General features: G+C 60.5%; 11 protein-coding genes. 4 read left to right on the top strand and 7 right to left on the bottom strand.

Annotated features, from left to right (window positions below; translation table 11 throughout):
• Positions 1–10 precede the first annotated feature (10 nt).
• Positions 11–529, top strand: coding sequence for a DUF6622 family protein (locus tag ELK40_RS17750; RefSeq protein ID WP_115876108.1), 519 nt, complete (start codon positions 11–13; stop codon positions 527–529).
• Positions 530–549: 20 nt separating this feature from the next.
• On the opposite strand, the gene ELK40_RS17745 is transcribed toward ELK40_RS17750, so the two are convergent.
• From ELK40_RS17745 to ELK40_RS17720, 6 genes are all read right to left on the bottom strand, one after another.
• Positions 550–897: a HigA family addiction module antitoxin gene (locus ELK40_RS17745; RefSeq protein WP_063408808.1), complete on the bottom strand. Its 348-nt coding sequence runs from the start codon at positions 895–897 to the stop codon at positions 550–552.
• A gap of 10 nt (positions 898–907) precedes the next feature.
• Positions 908–1,207 carry a type II toxin-antitoxin system RelE/ParE family toxin gene (locus tag ELK40_RS17740; RefSeq protein ID WP_127732082.1) on the bottom strand — a complete coding sequence of 100 codons (300 nt, stop codon included), beginning with the start codon at positions 1,205–1,207 and terminating at the stop codon, positions 908–910.
• Positions 1,208–1,446: 239 nt separating this feature from the next.
• The gene (locus tag ELK40_RS17735; RefSeq protein ID WP_086374946.1) at positions 1,447–2,616 is read right to left on the bottom strand and encodes an HlyD family efflux transporter periplasmic adaptor subunit; all 1,170 of its coding nucleotides are present in this window, start codon (positions 2,614–2,616) and stop codon (positions 1,447–1,449) included.
• A gap of 10 nt (positions 2,617–2,626) precedes the next feature.
• Positions 2,627–4,825 carry a type I secretion system permease/ATPase gene (locus ELK40_RS17730; protein ID WP_115876107.1) on the bottom strand — a complete coding sequence of 733 codons (2,199 nt, stop codon included), beginning with the start codon at positions 4,823–4,825 and terminating at the stop codon, positions 2,627–2,629.
• Positions 4,822–6,225, bottom strand: a complete 1,404-nt coding sequence (locus ELK40_RS17725) for a TolC family outer membrane protein (RefSeq protein ID WP_111965879.1) — start codon at positions 6,223–6,225, stop codon at positions 4,822–4,824. The genes ELK40_RS17730 and ELK40_RS17725 overlap by 4 nt, the downstream gene beginning before the upstream one ends.
• 79 nt (positions 6,226–6,304) lie before the next feature.
• Positions 6,305–16,372 (bottom strand): BapA/Bap/LapF family large adhesin, encoded by a 10,068-nt coding sequence (locus ELK40_RS17720; protein ID WP_127732080.1) that lies wholly within the window; start codon positions 16,370–16,372, stop codon positions 6,305–6,307.
• A gap of 760 nt (positions 16,373–17,132) precedes the next feature.
• Here ELK40_RS17720 and ELK40_RS17715 point away from each other — a divergent pair.
• Genes ELK40_RS17715 through ELK40_RS17705 form a run of 3 tightly spaced genes read left to right on the top strand, consistent with a single transcriptional unit; the run spans position 17,133 to position 18,986 of the window.
• On the top strand, positions 17,133–17,660 hold the full coding sequence (locus ELK40_RS17715) for a tetratricopeptide repeat protein (protein ID WP_023294382.1): 528 nt from the start codon (positions 17,133–17,135) through the stop codon (positions 17,658–17,660).
• 7 nt (positions 17,661–17,667) lie between these two features.
• Positions 17,668–18,198, top strand: a complete 531-nt coding sequence (locus ELK40_RS17710; RefSeq protein WP_115876105.1) for a sigma-70 family RNA polymerase sigma factor — start codon at positions 17,668–17,670, stop codon at positions 18,196–18,198.
• The gene (locus ELK40_RS17705) at positions 18,195–18,986 is read left to right on the top strand and encodes a hypothetical protein (protein ID WP_115876104.1); all 792 of its coding nucleotides are present in this window, start codon (positions 18,195–18,197) and stop codon (positions 18,984–18,986) included. Before ELK40_RS17710 ends, ELK40_RS17705 begins: the two co-directional genes overlap by 4 nt.
• Here ELK40_RS17705 and ELK40_RS17700 read toward each other — a convergent pair.
• Positions 18,978–19,538 carry a YceI family protein gene (locus ELK40_RS17700; RefSeq protein ID WP_127732078.1) on the bottom strand — a complete coding sequence of 187 codons (561 nt, stop codon included), beginning with the start codon at positions 19,536–19,538 and terminating at the stop codon, positions 18,978–18,980. The two genes, ELK40_RS17705 and ELK40_RS17700, sit on opposite strands and share 9 nt — an antisense overlap.
• Between the last annotated feature and the right edge of the window lie 15 nt (positions 19,539–19,553).

Here is a 19,553-nt window from a genome sequence, read left to right as displayed (position 1 = left end):
GGAGAACTCCATGTTTGAATTTCTGATCGGTGTTGTGACGCACACGCCCGTCTGGGTGTGGGTGCTGTTTATCTTCCTCATCTCTCGCGGCATTAAAGCCCGCAGGCCTGCCACCGTTTCGCTGGAGAGGCTTGCCATCATTCCGGCAATATTTCTAATCTGGGATATCTACGATCTGGTGGTTTACCGCACGTTAACCCCCGGGACAGTCGCATTGTGGACGGCGGGGATCCTCGCCGGGGCCGCGCTGGGGTATGTTCTGATTAAGCAGGCGGTTATCACCCGCGCAGAGGCGCCGAGAAGCATTTACCGCCAGGCGGACTACACCGCGCTGCCGTTTATGATGCTGGCGTTCGGGGTGAAGTATGTGCTGGGCGTGATGAGCGCAGTCTCTCCCCAGACGATGCAGCAGCCTGCCATGAGCGCGCTGGCGATCGTCTCCGGCGGCGTGTTTGCCGGTGTGTTTATTGGGAAATTTGCGCGTTATATTGGCGTGTATAACAGCGCCGCACCTCGCCCGGCGGAGTAAGATCTCCGCGCCTGTTCGGGTCAGGCTACATCCGGTTGGCCAGATTTTCGCTTAGCCATGACGTCCGCAACGGTCTTTATACGGCTTAGTTCCTCCTGCGTCCTGGCGTTAGATTGCGCTTCCCAGATATCGACGTTCAGCTGTAAGTTCAGCCAGAATTCAATCGTGGTATCAAAGGCTTTTGCCAGCTTGATCGCCATATCGGCAGTAAGCTTGCGATTGTTATTGACCAGCGCGCTGATGGTGTTGCGGTGAACATTGAGCATCTCCGCCAGATCGCTGATTTTCAGATTGAGCGGTTCAAGATACTCATACTGCAACACGTCGCCCGGCGTGGTGGGTTTGCGGAGTGCCTGTTGAAGTGTCATAGATGATGCCTCACTTGTGTTGCGTGTACTTGTGTGGAGAGAGGTACAGATCTTCTGCTTTACCCTCTTTCCAGCGAAATACGAGCCTGTATTGCCTGTTTACCCGGATGGAGGAATAGCCCTTCAGCGGAGGATTCAATGCTTCATACATATTACCCGGTGGCGATCGCAAATCCCTGTGCGAGGTTGCTGCCCTGATGATATCGAGCTTTCTCGCAAGCGCTGTTTCCAGATTTGAAGGGATAACATTGCTCGATCTGCCGTAAAGAAAAAAATCCTCAAGCCATTGATCCCGAAAATAACTAATCATAATGCTGGCGAGCTCCAGTCCGTGAAGCTGAATGAATAGTAATGCACTCCTGCACTGTGCGCAAGTGCGTTTTGTCTGCGGTTAATATTACCTGGGCGATGGCTGAAGGGAAGTGGGATGCATGACTAAAGATTAATCCTCCGAGGCAGGTTCCAGTTCTGGCGTGCGGTTTAATGCCCGGCGGCGCTTCGCTTGCAAGGGCCTGGGGGGATGTAGGCCGGGTACCACCCGGCGATTGGCTATCGCTCCCTTAGCGCCTCTTTCGCCCGGTTGAACGGTTTAATCAGATAATCCAGCACCGTTTTCTCTCCGGTCTTAATGTCCACCGTCGCAATCATCCCCGGTACAATCGAGAAGTGCCTGCCCGCCTTATTGACCAGGTAATCCTGACTGGTGCGGATAAACACCCTGTAATAGAACACCTCCGGCTTGGCCTCATCCTGAATGGTATCCGGAGAAATCGTCTCAACGACCCCGTGCAGGCCGCCGTAAATGGCGTAATCGTAGGCGGTGATTTTGACCAGCGCCTCCTGGTTCGGGTGGATAAAGGCGATATCGCGCGGCGACAGGCGAGTTTCGATCAGCAGGTGATCGTCCACCGGCACAATCTCCATCAGCTCGCCGTTGGGCGGGATCACCCCGCCGATGGTGGTCACCTTGATATTTTTCACGATCCCGCGCACCGGGGATTTTACCGTCAGACGGGTGACGGAATCCTGGCGGCCCTTGAGGATGGCTGAAACCATATCCACCTCAGCGTTGGCTTTGGATAACGCCTCGCGCGCCTGGACGTAATACTGCGAACGCACGTCGGTGAGCTTCAGCTCCAGATCGCTTTTCTGCCGCTGCAGGCGCAGCACCTCCACGTGGCTGGCGGCCCCGGTTTTCACCAGCCGCTGGGTAATGGCCAGCTCTTTATTGGCGAGATCTAACGCGGCGCGAAGCTCCCGCTGGGTATCCTCCAGCTGCGCGCGGCGCGAGTTGTAAAGCCGGGTTTCGTCGGCAATCAGATCCGGCCATTTCGCCAGCGAAGGCGGGAATTTCAGCGGCAGATCGTTTACCTCGGCGTACAGGCGGGCGCTGGAGGCCAGTGAGGCCCGGTAGCGCGCCGCGCTTTCGCCGACGTTCGACTCAGAACGCGTCGGGTCAAGCCGCGCCAGCACCTGTCCGGCCTGCACCTGATCGCCTTCGTGGACGTTCAGCTCGGTGAGGATCCCGCCGTCGAGAGACTGTAAGACCTGCTCGCGCGAGCTGGGGATCACTTTACCCGAACCGGTTGACACCTCATCCAGCACGCCAAACCATGCCCAGACGCCCAGCACTACAAACATCAGCAGCGAGAAGATCACGATCCGGCGCGCGCCGGTGTAGCCGCTTTCGGAGTCGAGGGCGTTATCCAGATCGTCCATTGCCGCCACGTCACGCTGACTGATTTTCATTTTTCCACTCCCGTCCGGTTGCTGCCTGCTGCTGTTGCTGCTGCATACGGCTGTTGCTCAGCGCCTGGGCTTTTGGTGCGTCCATCACCAGCATGCCTTCTTTTAACACCACGACGCGCTCCACCAGTTCCAGAACCGGTACGCGGTGCGTGGCGACGATCAGGGTGCGATGCCCGAGCCAGTCGCCCAGGCGCTGGATGAATTCCCGCTCGGTGTGCTCATCCAGCGACGCGGTGGGTTCATCCATCAGCACAATATTCGGATCGCGCAGGAGCATTCGCGCCAGCAGAATCGACTGGCGCTGCCCGCCGGAGAGCCCTACGCCGTTTTCCATGATCGGATAGTCCAGCCCCTTGGGCAGCTTCTGGACGAAGCCCGCCGCGCCGGTCAGCTCCAGCGCCTCGAAAATTTCTTCGTCGGTGGCGCGCGGCATGCCGAGGGTGATGTTTTCGCGCAGGGTGCCGTAAAACAGCCGCGCGTTCTGGGTCATAAAGCCGACGTTGCGCCGCACGTCCGCCACGTCGAGATGCGGCAGGCTGAAGCCGTCGAGCCGCAGTTCGCCCGCCGCCAGGTCCATCCCGCCCGCCATCGCCTGCAGCAGGGTTGATTTGCCCGCGCCGTTGCGCCCGAGGATCGCCACTTTTTCTCCCGGCCTTATCTCCAGGCGGTTAATGCGCAGCGCCATGCGCGGATCGTCCGGCTGATAGCGGAACTGCGCCTGCTCGAAAAGATAGTGTCCGCGCAGGACGTCCTGGCGGATCGGCGTCTCCTCGCGCTGGTTTTCGGTGGGAAGCTGCATGATGCTGTCCAGCCCCTCTTTTGCGGCTTTGACCTGCTGCCAGCGCGCCAGCACGCCGCACAGCGTCGCCATTGGGGCGATCATGCGGGAAGCCAGCATCGACGCGGCGACCACCGAGCCGGTGGTCAGGGTACCGTCGATCACCATCGGCGCGCCGACCACAATCACCCCGGCGTAGACCAGGCTCTGAATGGTCATCCCCCAGCTGATCAGGTTCTGCGTCAGCTCGCGAGTGCGCAGGCCGGATTCCGCGGTGATCTGGATATAGCTGTTCCACTGCTGCAAAAAGCGGTTTTCCGCCTGCATCAGCTTGATGTCCTCCAGGCCCTGCACGCTCTCCACCAGCACCGCGTTGCGCAGGGTTGATTCATGGGCCGACTGCTTTGCCAGCTCCGCCAGCTTCTTCTGCAGCAGCAGGCCGGGCAGGACCATGATCACCGCCGCGACCGGGGCGATCCACGCCAGCTGCGGGGCGATGATCGCCAGCACCACCACGAACAGTAAAAAGAAGGGCAGGTCGACAATTGTCGAGATGGTGGATGAGGTCACCATCTCACGGATCTGCTCCAGCTCGCGCAGCTGTGAGATAAAGCTGCCGGTGGAGCGGGGGATCGCGCTGTTGCGCAGCCGCAGAGCGTGGCCGAATACGCGATCCGAAACGCGCATATCCGAGCGCTTGCCCAGCAGATCCATAATGTGCCCGCGCGCCACGCGCAGCACAAAACCAAACAGGGTGGCAATCAGCACCCCGATGGTCAGGACGTACAGCGTCGGGTAGGACTGTGCGGGGATCACCCGGTCATAGACCTGCATGGAAAAGACGATCCCGGAGAGCGACAGCACGTTGATAAACAGCGCGGCGAGCATCACCCAGCTGTAGGGGCGGAGATCGCGCATCACCAGCCGGTAGAGCCAGTCCGGACGATATTTGGAGATATAGGCATCCACGCGGCTGTCCTTCAACGCGGCGAGTGGACGCAGGGCAATAACGTGGCGTATAGCGGGCAGCATCGCCGTCATCGACAGCCGGTTGGTGTAGGTCTCGTCGTCGAAAAAGCTGACTTCCAGCGTATCGTCCCCGTCGAAATGCTCGATCACGCCGATCCTGCCGTCATTCATCGCTACGACAACCGGCAGACGCCAGCTGTTGATCGCCTGTCGATCGTCGGTAAGGAGCTGAAACGACAGCCCTGCTTCGCGGGCCAGCTGGGTGAGGGCGGGCACCATCGGTTTGCCTTTCAGCCAGGGTGCGCCTGCAATCAGCGCGCCGGGCGAGCAGGCGACGCGATAGCGCGTGGCAACAAAACCAAAGGCCTGTGCCCACTGCGCCAGCGCCTCATCCGTCATGTTTTCACCTTGCGGGATATCACGCTGCTTCATGGCTGGATCTCCACGGTCTGGATGGTGCGGTTATCAAGATCGAACGCGTGACGCAGCTGTCCGGTGTTATACAGGCAGTTGAGCTGCAGCTGGTGCAGCTGACCGAGGGTCTGCTGCTGGGTGAAGCGCGCCTGATAAACCTCCTGTTCGGCGTTGAGCACGTCGAGCAGCGGGCGCGAGCCGAGGTCAAGATACTGCTGCTGGTACAGTTCGCGGGTGCGGGCGCTGAGCGCCTCCTGACGGCCCTGAATTTGCAGCGTGCTTTGCAGGCTCATCACCTGGCTGCGGGCTTCCAGCAGTTTCTGGCGGACATCAAGACGCGTGCGCTGAATGGTGGACTGCGCCGCCTCCACCGCGTGTCCGGCTGCGTTACGCCGTGCGGTGAGGCCGCCGCCCTGATAAAGCGGCATCTGAACTTTCACCCATGCGGAATACTGGGTGCGATCCCGCGTGTCGCTGCCCGCGTAGCGATCGTTCATGTAGTGGCGCACCTCCGGCTCCAGCGAGACGGTTGGCGTCATCTGCGCGTCGGCATAGTCCAGGTTAGCCTGGGCGACGTTAGCCTGCGCCCAGGCGGCGAGAACGGCGGGAACCAGACGGTCGTCCGGCTCGGCGATGTCGCAGCTCCGGCCCAGCTTTTGCGGAAAGTCATTGCTTATCGCGTTCAGGCTGTTCCAGCCGAGAAAGCTCATCAGCGTGGCGCGGGCGCTGTCCAGGCTGGCCTGGTACTGCATCAGCTGGGCTCGCGCGCCTTCGATTCGGGCATCGGTCTGCACCACGTCAGAGAGCGATGTGGCCCCTTCGTCGTTACGCTGGCGGGTCAGCGTGCCGATAGAGGAGAGGGCGTCGAGCTGCTCTTTAGCGGTCTCAACCATCTGCTGCCAGGTTTGCACCTGCACCATGGCGACGGCGGTATCGTGGGCGATAGTGTCGATACTCACCAGCACGTTGGCCTGCTGCTGGGCAACGCCGGCGCTCTCGGCGCGTACCTGGCTTGCCACTTTGCCAAAGTCGTAGAGCATCTGTGAGAGAGAAAGCACCAGCGACGGCGTAAAGCCGTTCTGGTCGCCGTCGTGGGAATAACCGTTGTCCACGCCGGCATTAATCTGCGGATAGTATTTTGACTTAGCGACGTCTACCTCTTCGCTCTGCTGGTAGAGTTTCCCCACGGCTTCGCTGATGGCCGGGTGCCAGGTGACGGCGCGGTTAACGGCATCGCCAAGCTGCAATGAACCGGGTGCGGCTTTGCCAGCCGCAGGTGCGACGCGGCCGTTGAGCGAGGGGAGTTCCTGCGTTTCGCGAAGCTGTCCGGTATTGATGGTGGCCGCCGGATTTGCGCAGAAAGCGGGCACAGATATCAGGCAGCACGAGAGCCACCAGTAAGGCATCTTCATTCCCATGTCATGTCCCTATAAAAAAATACGGCTTTATTATTTATGCCCGGGCGCTGCGCGCCCGGGTCATCTCTTGCAGGTGGTATCAGGTAATGATGTGTTGCTGGTTAACAAGCTCGTCGTAGGTGGTCTGAACGCCATCAAGCGTAACGAGCGTGGTATTAGTGTAGGTGCCCCCTGCACCATCACGGTCGATGGAGATCACGGTATTGCCATTACTATTAGTGACATGGAGATAATTCCCGAGCGTCGCGGCGCTACCGTTCCAGCCCACCAGCAGATCGCCGATGTCGATCTTGTCGCCCTGCGCCAGCGAGAAGCCGGTCCAGTGATCGCCCGCGGCACTGCTGGTGTTACCTCCCGTACCGTTGCCCACCGTGCTGTTCAGCACCTGGTAAATCAGCGTATCGCCGTAGGCCGTACCGGTGATGGCGTCGTTATGCTCAGAGCTGATGAACTGCGGCGCCATATTGATGGTCAGCGTGGCGCTGTCCGTTCTTCCGGCAGAGTCGGTCAGGGTGTAGTTGAAGGTCTCCTTCGAGGTCATGGTTGAGAGCGATACCCCGCTGTTGAGGGTATAGGTGTAATGGCCGTCAGCGCCGATCGCCAGCGTGCCGTAGTGGCCGACAATGTTCACCGTTGCGCTGCCGGTATACGGATCCAGCGTGGTGGTCACGCCGTTGTAGCCGGTCACGCTCAGACGGGTATCCACCGAGTGGAGCTGATCCAGCACGCCGCCGGAGTCGGTGCCGTCAAAGATATTGCCGTTGACGGTGTGGCTGCCGGTGACGTCGAAATTACTCAGCGAGTAGGTGGTGCCGTTCACGCTTGGGGTAATGGTGATGTTTCCGACGCTCAGCCCCGGGACGCTACCGGTAAAGTTCAGCGTATAGGTTCCGGCGTTGAGATCCAGCCCGGTCAGCGCGACGTCGATACTGCCGCCCAGCAGCGAGGCCCCGCTGAAGGAGCCGCTGCGGATCACGCCCGAGCCGTCGCTGATGGACCAGTTCACCGTCAACCCGGTCAGCGACAGCAGCGATGCCACGCTAAAGTGCAGCGACGCGTTGTGCAGCGCGGTGTTCGCGTCGACCACGAAGGTTCCGCTGCCGCTGCCCTGGGTTGACGAGAGCAGGGCCGTCGTCCAGCTGGCGGTGCCCACGGTCGTATCCGAGTAGACCGACGTGTGATGTACCGAGGTAAGGTCCATCGTGGCGCTGACATCGTTCACCGCATTCATCGCCTGCGCGGTTGGGGTGATGTTGAGCGATGCCGTATCCTTCGAGCCGTCAGGCGCGGTAACGGTGTAGACGAAGGTATCCGGCGTGCTGATATGGTCCGCCCCCACGCCGCTTCTCAGGGTATAGGTGTACTGACCGGACGAATTGATGGTCAGCGTGCCGTATTCTCCCTGAATGGTGGTGGTTCCACTGCTGTTGACCGCCACGCCGTTCACTTCGGTAACCAGCGTGCCCGCTGGAACCGGATCATTCGCCAGCACGTCGCCCGTGGTGGTTTCGCTGATGCTCGCCACGCTGTAGACATGGTCCTGCAGGACGTTAAGCGTGTAGGCCGTCAGTACGGCGATCCCGGATGCGGTATTCAGCAGGAACAGATACTCCCCGGCAGGCAGGTTCAGCGTCAGCTGCGGTGACGTACCCCCCAGCAGCGGGGCGCGCAGCCAGCCCGACTCGACGCGAACCTGCTCGAAGGTCTGGGTCGCATTGTTGAACTTATAGACGTACAGGTCGAACACCGACGCCAGCGCCACGCCGCCCACGGAGGCCTGGATGGTCATGGTGCGGGTCGTCCCTTCCTCCACGTTGTAGATGATCGGGCTGGTCATGTCGTCCAGCAGGTTAAGCCCCAGCGTGCTGCCGAGATTAATGCCCACCAGGGTAAAACCGTTCTGAGACGAGGCGCCGTTATTCACCTCACTCACGGTGGTGTCAAAGGTCAGCGAGGCCGTGTCGTCCACTGCCACAATGCCGTTGATTACCGTACCGGCACCCAGAGACAGCACCAGGTTCGCCGACGCGCTGACGCCGTTATGGGTGATGGTGTAGGTGAAGCTCTCCGTCCGGCCAACGACCGCGGCGCTGGTGTCGGTCAGGTTATAGGTATAGCTGCCGTCGCGGTTGATGGTCAGCGTACCGTATTTGCCCTGGATCACCGTGCCGTCGGCGTTCACGCTGGTGGTAACGCCCTGCGCGTTAGTCACCGTGGAGATAGTGGTTCCGGCCGGCGCGTTGTCGCTGCCGGCGGTCGGATCCGTATCGAGGATCACGTTGCCGTTGAGACTGGTATCGCCGGTAACCGTACCCGGACCGGTCTCTTTCACCGCCACGTCGAGGCTGGTGTAGGAGCCGGTTGCCAGCAGGTTGGTGTTATAGCTAAGCACGCGGTAGTTACCGTCGGCCAGCCCGGTCAGGTTCAGTGAGACGCCGGTAGCGCCGAGGGTCAGGAGATCGGCAAACTGCGGTTGGCCGGTATCCACCACGGTAGTCCATACGCCGTTGACGTAGTGCTGAACTACCAGCTCAAGAGTGTTGAGCAGAGAGAGCACCGCCCCCGTAGCGTTAGCATTCACCACGATATCCGCGCTGCCGCCGTTGCCCACCGTAAAGTTCACCTGCGCGGTGTCATTGCCCAGCAGCGTCAGGACGTTGCCCACGGCGCCGACCAGCAGGAAGCCGTAGTCGCTGTACTGGCTGTTGGTCACGGTCGCCGTGGTGCTGAGGTTTAGCTCTTCAACGTTATTGCTGGCGGAGAGCGGCAACACCGGCGCAAGGACGGAGCCCGGCAGGGAGGTGTTGCCCGCGGCGTCGGTAGCGGTGATCTGCAGCGTCTGGCCTTCGATCTGTTTGTTAATGAAGGTGTAGCTGTAGGTGCCGTTGCTGCCCGCAATGGCGGTCACCGTCGAGCCGTCCGCAAGGCGGATTGTGACGGTACTGCCCGCCTCCGCGCTCCCGGTCAGGACGCTACCGTCGGCGTTGAGGGTCCCGGTCGGCGCCGTTGGGGCGGTCGTATCGACGATAATCGTCGTCACGCCTGACGCAGCGCTGGTGTTGCCTGCCGCATCGGTGGCCGTGGCGGTGAAGTTATGCGTGCCCTGCGTCAGCGTGGTGGTTTGCGGCAGGGTCCAGTTGCCGTTGCCATCGGCGGTCACCGTGCCGACCAGCGTAATACCATCGTAGATCCTGACCGTGGCATTCGCTTCGGCTGTCCCGCTTAGCGTTGGGCGCGTATCGTTGGTCGGATTCGTACCGGTCACCGGACCGATAACGCTGCCGACATCATCAATCACCGAACTGATGACCGGCGCGCCCGGCGCGAGGGTATCGACGTTAATCACATACCCGGCGGTAGGTGCGCTGGCGTTGCCCACCGCATCGGTGGCGGTAAAGGTCAACGTGTGCGCGCCGTTGCTCAGCGCCGGAGATGGCGTAAAGCTCCACGCGCCGCCGGTCGCCGTCACGCTGCCGATCTGTACGCCGTTATCAAAGATTTTCACCGTCGACCCGGCTTCCGCCGTGCCGCTGAGGGTTGGCTGCGCGTCGTTGGTGAACCCGCCGTTTGCAACCGGCGTCGCCGCATTGCCCACGTCATCCAGAATGCTGGTCAGCACCGGCAGCGCAGGCGGCGTGGTGTCAACGGTGAGGTTGAAGCTGGTGGACGACAGGCTGGTATTGCCCGCCGCATCCGTCGCCTGCGCGGTGAAGCTGTGCGCGCCCGCGGTCAGCGTGGTGTTGAGCAAGATACTCCAGCTCCCGTTGTTATCCGCAGTGCCTGTTCCGACAAGCGTAGTTCCCTCATAGATTTTCACGGTGGCAAACGGTTCGCTGGTCCCGACAAGGCGCGGAACGGTATCGTCGGTTGTTTGCCCGGACGTTAGCGGGCCGGTGATGCTGCCCACGTCGTCTACCGCCTGGCTGATAACCGGCGCGTTTGGTGCCGCGGTATCAACAATCAGGGTAAAGCCCGGCGAGGTCGGGCTGACGTTGCCCGCTGCATCGGTGACCGTGGCGGTCCAGGTATGGCTGCCGTTGCCCAGCGGTGCTGATGGCGTAAAGCTCCATGCTCCTGTACCGTCCGCCTGAACGGTGCCGACCGGCTGCCCGTTCTCATAAACGGTGACCGTGGCGTTGGCGGTCGCGGTGCCGTTCAGCGTCGGCGTGGTGTCGTCGGTGCTCTGCCCCGAAGAGAGCGGGGTTTGAATGCTGCCCACGTTGTCACCCGCGGTCGAAATGATCGGCGCCGACGGCACGCCCGTATCCACCGTCAGGGTAAACGGCGTCGTCGTGCCGCCGGTATTGCCTGCCGCATCGGTGGCGTTGAAGGTGATGGCGTGTGGCCCTTCGCCCAGATCGGTACCCGGGGTAAAGGTCCAGCTGCCCTGGGCATTGACCACCGCAGTGCCAATTTCGTTGCCATCAACGATCACGTGCACGGTAGAACCCACTTCGCCCGTGCCGTTGAAGGTTGGACGCGCGTCGTTGGTGCTGTTACCCGACGTGAGCGTCCCGGTGACCGGACCGACATCGTCAATCACGCTGGTCACCACCGGTACGCCGGGGGCTGCGGTATCAATGGTAAAAGCGAAGACCGATGAGTTCGCCGAGGCGTTGCCTGCGGTATCCGTTGCATACGCGCGCAGGGAGTAGCTGCCGTCGCTCAGCGGCGCGGTCGGCGTAAAGGACCAGTTCCCGCTTCCGTCAACGGTCGTTGTACCAATCTGCGTGCCGTTATTCATGATGTGGATAGTGCTGCCCGCCAGCCCGGTGCCGCTGATGGTTGGGGTGCTGTCGTTGGTTACCTGGCCGCTGGTGAGGTTACCCTGGACGCCGCCAGGGATGTCGTCGTTTACATTATCCAGCGTCGGAACCGTCGGAGCGGTCAGGTCAACCACCACGCTCCAGGGAGCAGAGACCGCGCTGACGTTGCCCAGCGGGTCGGTCGCCCGGACGGTGAAGCTGTGCGAGCCTTCGCCGAGCGCGGTGTCAGGGGTAAACGTCCATGCGCCGGTGCCGTCAGCCGTTACCACGGCAATCTGGGTGCCGCCGTCGAAAATTGTCACCACGCTGTTTGCGTCCGCTGTCCCCGAAAGGGTTGGCGTGGCGTCGTTCGTTTCGCTGCCGCTGACCACCGTGGTGGCGGCGTTGCCGACATTATCCGTGACGTTGGTGATGACCGGCGTGGCGGAAACGGAGTCCACCACGACGGTGAAGCCCGCCGAAGGGCCGCTCTGATTCCCCGCAGGATCGGTCGCGCGGATGGTCAGGACATGGTTGCCCTCTGCCAGGGTGGGCGTGGTGTAGCTCCAGGTGCCGGTGCTGCCTACCAGCACGCTGCCCAGCAGCGTCCCGTTGTTGTAGATGGAGATGGTATCGCCCACCGCGCCGGTGCCGGTGAGGGTCGGCTGGTTGTCGTTGGTGGTCTGGCCGCTGGTCAGCGGGCCGGTGCCCGGACCGACGTCGTCAATCACCGCGCCGATAGTTGGCGTGCCCGGTGCGGTGAGGTCGACGGTGACGCTGGCCGCCGGAGAGCGGCCGCTGGTCTGGCCGTTGAGGGTCGCAGTCACTTCAAAGGTGTGCAGCCCCTCGCCAAGCGTCGCCGGCGTATAGCTCCAGTTGCCGCTGCCGTCGGCGGTCACCGTCGTCAATGACGTCGTGCTACCGTCCTGATAGATGGTAATCAGGCTGCCCGCTTCGGCCGTGCCGGTAAGCGTTGGCGTGGTGTCGTTGGTCGTTTTGCCTTTCACATCGCCAGTTATCGGATCCGCGTCATCGACGATCGCCGTGATGACGGGCACCTGCGGTAGCTCAAGCGACGAGTCGGTGACGACAAAAGGCACGCCCGCGCTGGCATTCCCTGCGGCGTCCGTAGCGTTCACGGTCAGCGTGGTCGGATCCAGCTGCGCCGGACTCAGCGCAATCGAGAAGCTGCCGTCGCTACCGACAACGCCGGTACCAATGACCGTGCCACCGCTATCTTTCACGGTAATAGTACTTCCTATTTCACCTGTACCGGTCAGCGGCGTTCCTTCCTGAGCCAGAGCCATGTTGACCGGGTCGGCAGGTGCGGCAGTATCCACCGTCACGCTCAGCGGTACTGAATCACCGGAGGAATTACCTGCTGGATCGCTGGAAGAGACGGTGAACGTATGAGGACCATCCGGCAACGTCGTGTCGGCGGTCCAGCTCCAGGTGCCGCCCGGCTGGACCGTCACAAGCACTGTAGACGGTGTGCCGTCTACGGAAACGATAACGGTGGTGCCGGGTTCACCGGTCCCGGTAAGAGTTGGCGTGCCGTCCTTCGTGTAGAGCACGTTACTGGACAGCTGGCTGTCGGCTACCGCACTAATGACGGGGATCTCAGGCGCAACGGTATCGAGCGTGACGGTAAAGACTGAACTCGGCGCGCTGAGGTTACCCGCTGCGTCCACTCCCGCTACGGTAATGTTGAGCGGGCCGTCCGTTTGCGTGGGGAGCGTCAGGCTCCATTCTCCATTAGCCACCACGACACGACCCAGCTCGACGCCGTTGTTGTAGACGATCACCGTCTCACCGTTAACGCCGGTTCCTCCCACTGTCGGTGTGGTATCTGTGATAAAGCCACCATCAGGCGCGCCGCCCACTGCACTAATCACCGGTGTATCCGGCGCTAGGGTATCCACGATGATCGTAATCGCTGACGACGGGTCAGAGATATTGCCCGCTTCATCGGTGGCGGTGGCGGTAAAGGCGTGGCTGCCCTCGGCAATGTCGCTGCCAGGACGCCAGCTCCAGTTGCCGCTGCTGTCTACCGTGACGGTGCCCACGACGGTCGATATGCCGTTGACGGTGTCAGTGATGTTGATGACATCGTTCGGCGTCCCGGTGCCGCTCAGGACCGGGCGCGGATCGTTGGTGGTTCCGCCTTCGGGTACGGGGCCGGTGATCTGGGTGACGCTGTCGGTGACGGTCGGTGCCGCAGGCGTAGCCGGCGCCTCGGTATCAATGGTGATGGTAACCGGCTGAGACGGGGCGCTTTCGTTGCCCGTGCCGTCCACGTTGGTGACGGTCAGGGTGATGTCATAGGTACCGCCGGGCAGCGGGGTTGATGGTGTCCACGACCAGCTGCCGGTATTGTCCACGACAGCATCGCCGATTTTGACGCCGTTGTTGTAGATCGTCACGGTATCGCCGGCCGTGCCGGTACCGCTCAGGGTTGGCGTGGTGTCGCGGGTGGTTTCGCCCGGGTTCAGCGTTGTTTCTGTTCCGTCAGGATTGACGGTGATGGCCGGCACGTCCGGCGTGACAGGCGCGACGGTATCTACCGTCAACACAAACGGGCTGGAGATGGTGGTATTGCCCGCGGCATCGGTGGCGTGAACCGTCAGCGAATGCGGGCCGTCGGTGAGCGGGGTAACGGGCGTAAAGCTCCAGCCGCCGTTGCCGTCGAGGGTGGCGGTGCCGAGCAGGGTGGTGCCGTCATAAACGGTGATCGTCGCATCGGCCGGAGCGGTGCCCTGCAGCTGCGGTTTGGTGTCATCCGTGGTATCGCCGCTGCTGAGCGGACCCTGAACGCCGCCGACGTCATCAGTCACGGTGCCGATGGTTGCCGCCACTGGTGGCGTGGTATCGACGGTCAGGGTGAAGCCGCCTGACGGCTGGCTGGTGTTACCCGCCGTATCGGTGGCGACAACGGTAAAGGTATGAGGCCCACTGATAAGAGGCGTCGTGAGGGTATAGGTCCACGCGCCATTGTTGTCGACCGGAACCGTGACAAGATCGGTGCCATCGAGGCGGATGGTGACGGTTGAGCCGGGTTCAGCCGTGCCGTTGAGCGTCGGCGTGGTGTCGTTAGTGCTGTCGTTAGGGTTGAGCGCGCCGAGGCGTTCCGGCACATCATCCACCACCTGGGTGATGATTGGGGCAGCAGGCGCCACGCTGTCAACCGTCAGAGTCCAGGTGTTGGAGACGCCGCTGGTGTTGCCTGCCGCATCGGTCGAGACGGCGGTAAGATCATGGGGGCCTTCACCGATCGGGGTGGAAGGGGTAAAGATCCATACGCCAAGGCCATTGGCGACGGTCGTACCAATAGCAACACCGTCCACGCGCACGGTGACAGTCGCGTTTGCTTCGGCGGTACCGCTGAGCGTCGGGGTGGTGTCGTTGGTGGTCCCATTCAGGTCGATCGTGCCTGTGCGCCCGGGGACATCGTCCACGACTTGTGAAATCACCGGGGCGCCAGGTGCCGTCCCGTCGACGTCAATTGTCCAGGAGTCTGATAACCCGCTCGGGTTACCGGCGGGGTCCGTCGCCTTCGCCGTCAGCACGTACGTGCCATCGGTTAGCGGTGCGGGCGGCGTAAAGCTCCACAGGCCGGAAGAGGGAACAACCACCGTACCGAGGACATCGCTGCCGTTATAAATCGTGATGGTCGAGCCCGCTTCGCCCGTCCCGTTCACGGTCGGCGCCCGGTCGTTGGTGATCCCGTTCGGGCCCACGGGGCCGGTGGAGGTCTGTACGTCATCAACAACCGACACGATAACTGGCGTCTGCGGTGGAGTAATATCCGGTGCCGCCGCGGAGGTGGTAGGACTCGTGTTGCCAGCCGTGTCGGTGGCGTCAGCGGTCAGGATTTCGCCGTTGAGCTTCGGTGGGGTCAGCGTCAGGCTGAAGTTACCCTGACTATCGGCAACAACTGGAGTGCCAACGAGTGCGCCGCCTTCACGGATGGTCACCGTGCTGCCCGGCTCTGCGGTACCGCTGATGGTGCCGCCATCATTTGAAACCACGAGGTTTCCAGGGGCTAACGGCGGCGTGGTGTCCACGGTGAAGATGACAGGCTCTGAGGTCGCGCTCAGGTTTCCGGCGGCATCGGTTTCAGTGACGGTTATGGAGTGCGTCCCGTCCGGAAGCGGACCGTTCGGCGTTACGCTCCAGGTGCCGTTGGGCAGTACCGTCGTTGTGCCAACCACCACGCCGTTATCGTAAATAGTGATGGTTCCGCCGGGCTCGCCCGTTCCCGCCAGGATCGGCAGTGAAGCATCGGTAGGCGCGCCCGACGTGATGGTTCCCTTGATAACGCCCGTATCGTCGGTCAGCACAATCGCGGTCGGGGCGTCCGGCGGAGTAAGATCCACCGTCAGGGTAAACACCGGCGAGGCAGGCCCGGTGTTGCCGGCAGCGTCGGTTGCCCGCACGGTAATCTGGTGAGTGCTTTCGCTTAGATCAACTGAAGGGGTAAAGGTCCAGGTGCCGTTGCTGGCGACGACCGCCGTACCAATGGCGATCCCGCCGTCATAAATCGTCACGGTCGAGCCCGCTTCACCGGTGCCGGTAAGCTGCGGACGCTGATCGTTGGTGCTGCCACCGTTGCTGACTGCCCCCGTCTGTGGAGCCGTATCGTCAGTTACGCTGGTGATGGCTGGCGCATCGGGCGCAGTGGTGTCCGGGGCGGTAAGATTCGTACCCGGGCTGGTATTCCCGGCGTTATCCGTCGCGGTGGCGGTCACCTGCTCGCCGTTGGTCAACGGCGTGTCGAGAGAGACGGTAAAATTGCCATCGCTGCCCGTTTTTCCTGTGCCAATGACGTTACCGTTCGCGTCTTTCAGCGTGATGGTACTGCCGGGTTCTGCGGTACCGGTGACCGTTTTGCCATCTGAAGAAAACTTAAGGCCCGAAGGCGCGTTCGGCGCTGTCGTATCCGGATCGGCCGAATTGTTACTGCTGCCATTATCACCACCACCGCCGCCGGTGCTTGCCGCCGCCGCGATGCCGCCCGCAGCGGCAATCCCGCCCAGGGCCCACGGCCAGATGGCGGCGCCACCGGCATCACTTCCTGATGCCGCAAGCAGCACGTCCGTGGACGCGATGGATTCGTACGTGGCGGCTCCGGTTGGATCTTCAATCCACCATAAAGCGCCCTGGCTGTCCTGCAGCACCAGCTGGCTCACGCCCTGCGCGTCCGCGACATAGAAATTTTTAAGGGTGATCACCTCGCCGGAGTGGAGCGTAACCAGCAGATCGTTACCATTTCGCGCGAAGTGAGAGACGCTCGCTCGCTCGACATGAAGCTCAACGACAGAGGAATGGCTCAGCGTAACCTGTGTGCCTTCCGTGGTCGTTTCCACGCCAGTAAGTTTTGAAATAACAGAGATTTGGCTCATTTAGGTATTACTCCAGCAGATGTGTCATGAACGGCGAGCAAGACGAGCCATCTCTGCAGAAGGTAAAGGGCGCCCCCGGCGCAGTCGCTGTTATAACGCAGCACTCACCGTCGTTTTTTGCGCGCACGATGCCCGCCAGAATTCAGAGTGGCAACATCAGAGCGAATCTAATGACTTATAAAAGAGAACAGTTTTTATGGGTGTTTTGCGTCTTATAAAACCCTGTATTTAATAGAGGAATTATTTTTCGGAATATAAAAATGATATAGACAGAAAACGATAGGTGTGCAACTTAAGCTTTCGTAAATAAGTGCCAAAACAATGAAGAGGGCATTAATACATGGGGGGTGTTAATAATTTAAATTGCATAAGCTATTGTTTTGTATGCTTTTGTTTTTTTATTGTGATGCTGCTTCTAAATATGATTAACGCAGTATGATAATTGGTAGGGGGCATTTTCAATATAATGATTAACGTTGTTGTTTAAGTGTGCTTAATATGCATTTAAGTTAGGGTAACATTTTTGATATAAAATATATTATATCACTCGCACAATGAAATATATTCTTATGAGGGGTTAAAGTTCTGCTATCACGCGAAATGAATAGCGTTAAAGAAAGGGTAAAATAACCTGATTTATTTCCATTGCGGCTACGATGTCGGCATGATTTTGCGACAACAAAAAAATACGGGGAGAATGAATAAAAATCGTCAGTCGGGCGTTAACTGACGTCACTTCCTTCTTACCCTGGAGCTTTGTATGAACACGACCTCGTTTCGTTTGATCCCGGTGCTGATTTTTTCCCTGCTGTCCCCACTGGCGCTGGCCATGGGCAATAATAGTACCGAGAGCAAAACGCCCGATTGTCCTTCCGGACAGGTGTATGACAGCGCCACACAGAAATGCGTGCCGGACAAGAGCAGCAGCCTCAGCGATCAGGACAAAACCAACTATGCGTACCATCTTGCGAAGAAAGGAGAATACCAGGCGGCGCTGAACCTGCTTGATTCGCTGAAAAATGGCAATACGGCTGAAGCGTGGAACTACCGCGGGTTCGCCACGCGCAAGCTTGGCCGCACGGACGAAGGGATTGGTTACTACCAGCGCGCGCTGGCTATCGCCCCGGATTATGCCAAAGCCCGGGAATATCTCGGTGAAGCGTGGATGGTAAAAGGACGCCCGGACCTCGCGAAAGAACAGCTGAAGGTGATTGCCGGTATTTGTGGCCAGTCCTGTGAGGAGTATCGCGACCTGCAGGCCGCTATCAACGGACATCCGGAATCCTGATTTTCTCGTGGAGGGAAAACACATCGCTACCCGTGAGGTTCGTCAACAGTTAGCCGCACACCTGCCGCGTCTCTGGCGGTATGGGCTGGTGCTGTCGCGAAACAGGGATATCGCCGAAGAGCTGGTTCAGTCCACCTGCGTGCGTGCGCTTGAAAGAAGCAGCCAGTATACGCCGGGCACACGCATAGACAGGTGGCTGTTCGCGATCCTGCACTCCATCTGGATCTCTGAACTTCGGGCACGACACGTGCGTCAGGGGCAGGGATTTGTGGCCAGCGACGAGCTTATGGCACCGGACACCCGTGAACAGGATGAGACGCGCCTGCATTACCTTAAGGTGATGCAGCGCGTCAACGCGCTGCCTGAAGCCCAGCGCAACGCGGTATTTTTGGTTTATGTCGAAGGCTTTACCTACCAGGAGGCGGCAGACACTCTGGCGGTGCCGATCGGAACCGTGATGAGCCGGCTGGCAACGGCACGGGCTCGGCTTGCCAGATCCGCTGACGCACTGCCTCCGGTAAAGGAGAAACACTCTTGAACGCGCACCGTTTTGTACCGCCCTATAACGACGACGCTATTGTGGCCTGGATAGATGGCGAGATGTGCCGCGCCGACGCGCAGCTGTTTGAAGAACAACTGAAAAATGACGAACGCCTCGCCGGGCGAACCGACGAACTGATGAAAAGCAGCCAGGATTACGCCGGGGCGTTTGCCTCCCTGCTGGATGACGCGCCTCTTGAGACAATGCAGGCGCGTCTGGCAGCTCTTCCCGATCCACAATCCTCCTCGCCGGTCGGCGTCAGCAGGCGGGCGCTGATTGCCGCGTCGGTCAGCTTTTTGATGGTTGGCTCCGGTCTGGGCTACCTGCTGCGTCCCGCAGCTGCGTCTGCGGATGAGAATGCCCATATCCGCGACCTCGAAGCGCAATATATGTCCCTGTACAGCGTCGAGACGCTGCTGGATATGGACAGCGCGACGCCGGTCCTGCAGCGCGGGCTGGAACGGGCCGCGCAGGACATCGGCCTGAAGCTGAACATGTCGCAGCTTGTCCTTCAGGGGGCAGAGCTGAAAATGGTGCGAATGCTGCGCTATGAAACCACCTCGATCGCGCAGATTGCCTGGATCAACGCCGACTACGGCCCGATGGCGCTTTGTATCTCTCCTGTTGATGAAAAGGCGACGGCCTCGCTCCGCCAGGAGAAGCGGCACAGCATGAACCTGGCGTGGTGGCAGGATGCGGGCTACCAGTTTGTCCTGATTGGCCGCAACCCGCCGTCACATCTGCGGGGAAACGCGGAGCAGCTACAGCGCCTGATCTCAGGGTGACGGCACTTTACTCGTCTGAATCGCAATGGCAATGGCAATTCGATCGTCCACGACCAGCGCGAACTTATCCATTCCGTAGGACGCGCGCGAGATCGCCGTGGTGGCATCCAGCGTGAGGGCCTGCGCATGCGGGTTTTTCACGATGGCCTCAAGGATCACCGGACGGGCAATGTTTCGCACGGTCAGCGTGCCGAACACCCTGAACCGACCGTCGCCCTGGGCGACCACGCGAGAGCTGATGAACTCGATAGTCGGGTAACGCTCGGATTCAAAAAACATGTCGCTTTTGAGCTGCCAGGTGAGCAGCTTGTTTGAGGCTACGAGAGTCGCTACGGGAATGGTGACGTGAATATGATCGTCGACGTCGTTTTCCGGGTTGAGCGTTACGGCTCCCGTCACGCCGCTGAACGTCGCCCAGGAGAGGATACCGCCGAAGGCGTGCCACGACAGCCGAATGGCGGTGTTATCGGTGTCGATTAGGTAGCTCTTCGGAGCAGCATGCAGGGAAGGGCATAACAGCAGAACGGCCAGAAAGGCCAAAAGGCGATACATAGTGGTTTCTCCGAT

This window comes from Enterobacter sp. N18-03635 (genome assembly GCF_004006055.1).
In the GTDB taxonomy this organism is placed as follows: domain Bacteria; phylum Pseudomonadota; class Gammaproteobacteria; order Enterobacterales; family Enterobacteriaceae; genus Enterobacter; species Enterobacter vonholyi.
The sequence above is the reverse complement of the archived record's forward strand: the minus strand, read 5'-3'. Positions and strand labels throughout refer to the sequence as shown.

Excerpts from the sequence above, each read along its gene's own strand:
- ELK40_RS17730 (WP_115876107.1), bottom strand. The coding sequence starts at position 4,825 with ATGAAGCAGCGTGATATCCCGCAAGGTGAAAACATGACGGATGAGGCG.
- ELK40_RS17740 (WP_127732082.1), bottom strand. The coding sequence starts at position 1,207 with ATGATTAGTTATTTTCGGGATCAATGGCTTGAGGATTTTTTTCTTTAC.
- ELK40_RS17745 (WP_063408808.1), bottom strand. The coding sequence starts at position 897 with ATGACACTTCAACAGGCACTCCGCAAACCCACCACGCCGGGCGACGTG.
- ELK40_RS17720 (WP_127732080.1), bottom strand. The coding sequence starts at position 16,372 with ATGAGCCAAATCTCTGTTATTTCAAAACTTACTGGCGTGGAAACGACC.
- ELK40_RS17735 (WP_086374946.1), bottom strand. The coding sequence starts at position 2,616 with ATGGACGATCTGGATAACGCCCTCGACTCCGAAAGCGGCTACACCGGC.
- ELK40_RS17715 (WP_023294382.1), top strand. The coding sequence starts at position 17,133 with ATGAACACGACCTCGTTTCGTTTGATCCCGGTGCTGATTTTTTCCCTG.
- ELK40_RS17700 (WP_127732078.1), bottom strand. The coding sequence starts at position 19,538 with ATGTATCGCCTTTTGGCCTTTCTGGCCGTTCTGCTGTTATGCCCTTCC.
- ELK40_RS17725 (WP_111965879.1), bottom strand. The coding sequence starts at position 6,225 with ATGGGAATGAAGATGCCTTACTGGTGGCTCTCGTGCTGCCTGATATCT.
- ELK40_RS17750 (WP_115876108.1), top strand. The coding sequence starts at position 11 with ATGTTTGAATTTCTGATCGGTGTTGTGACGCACACGCCCGTCTGGGTG.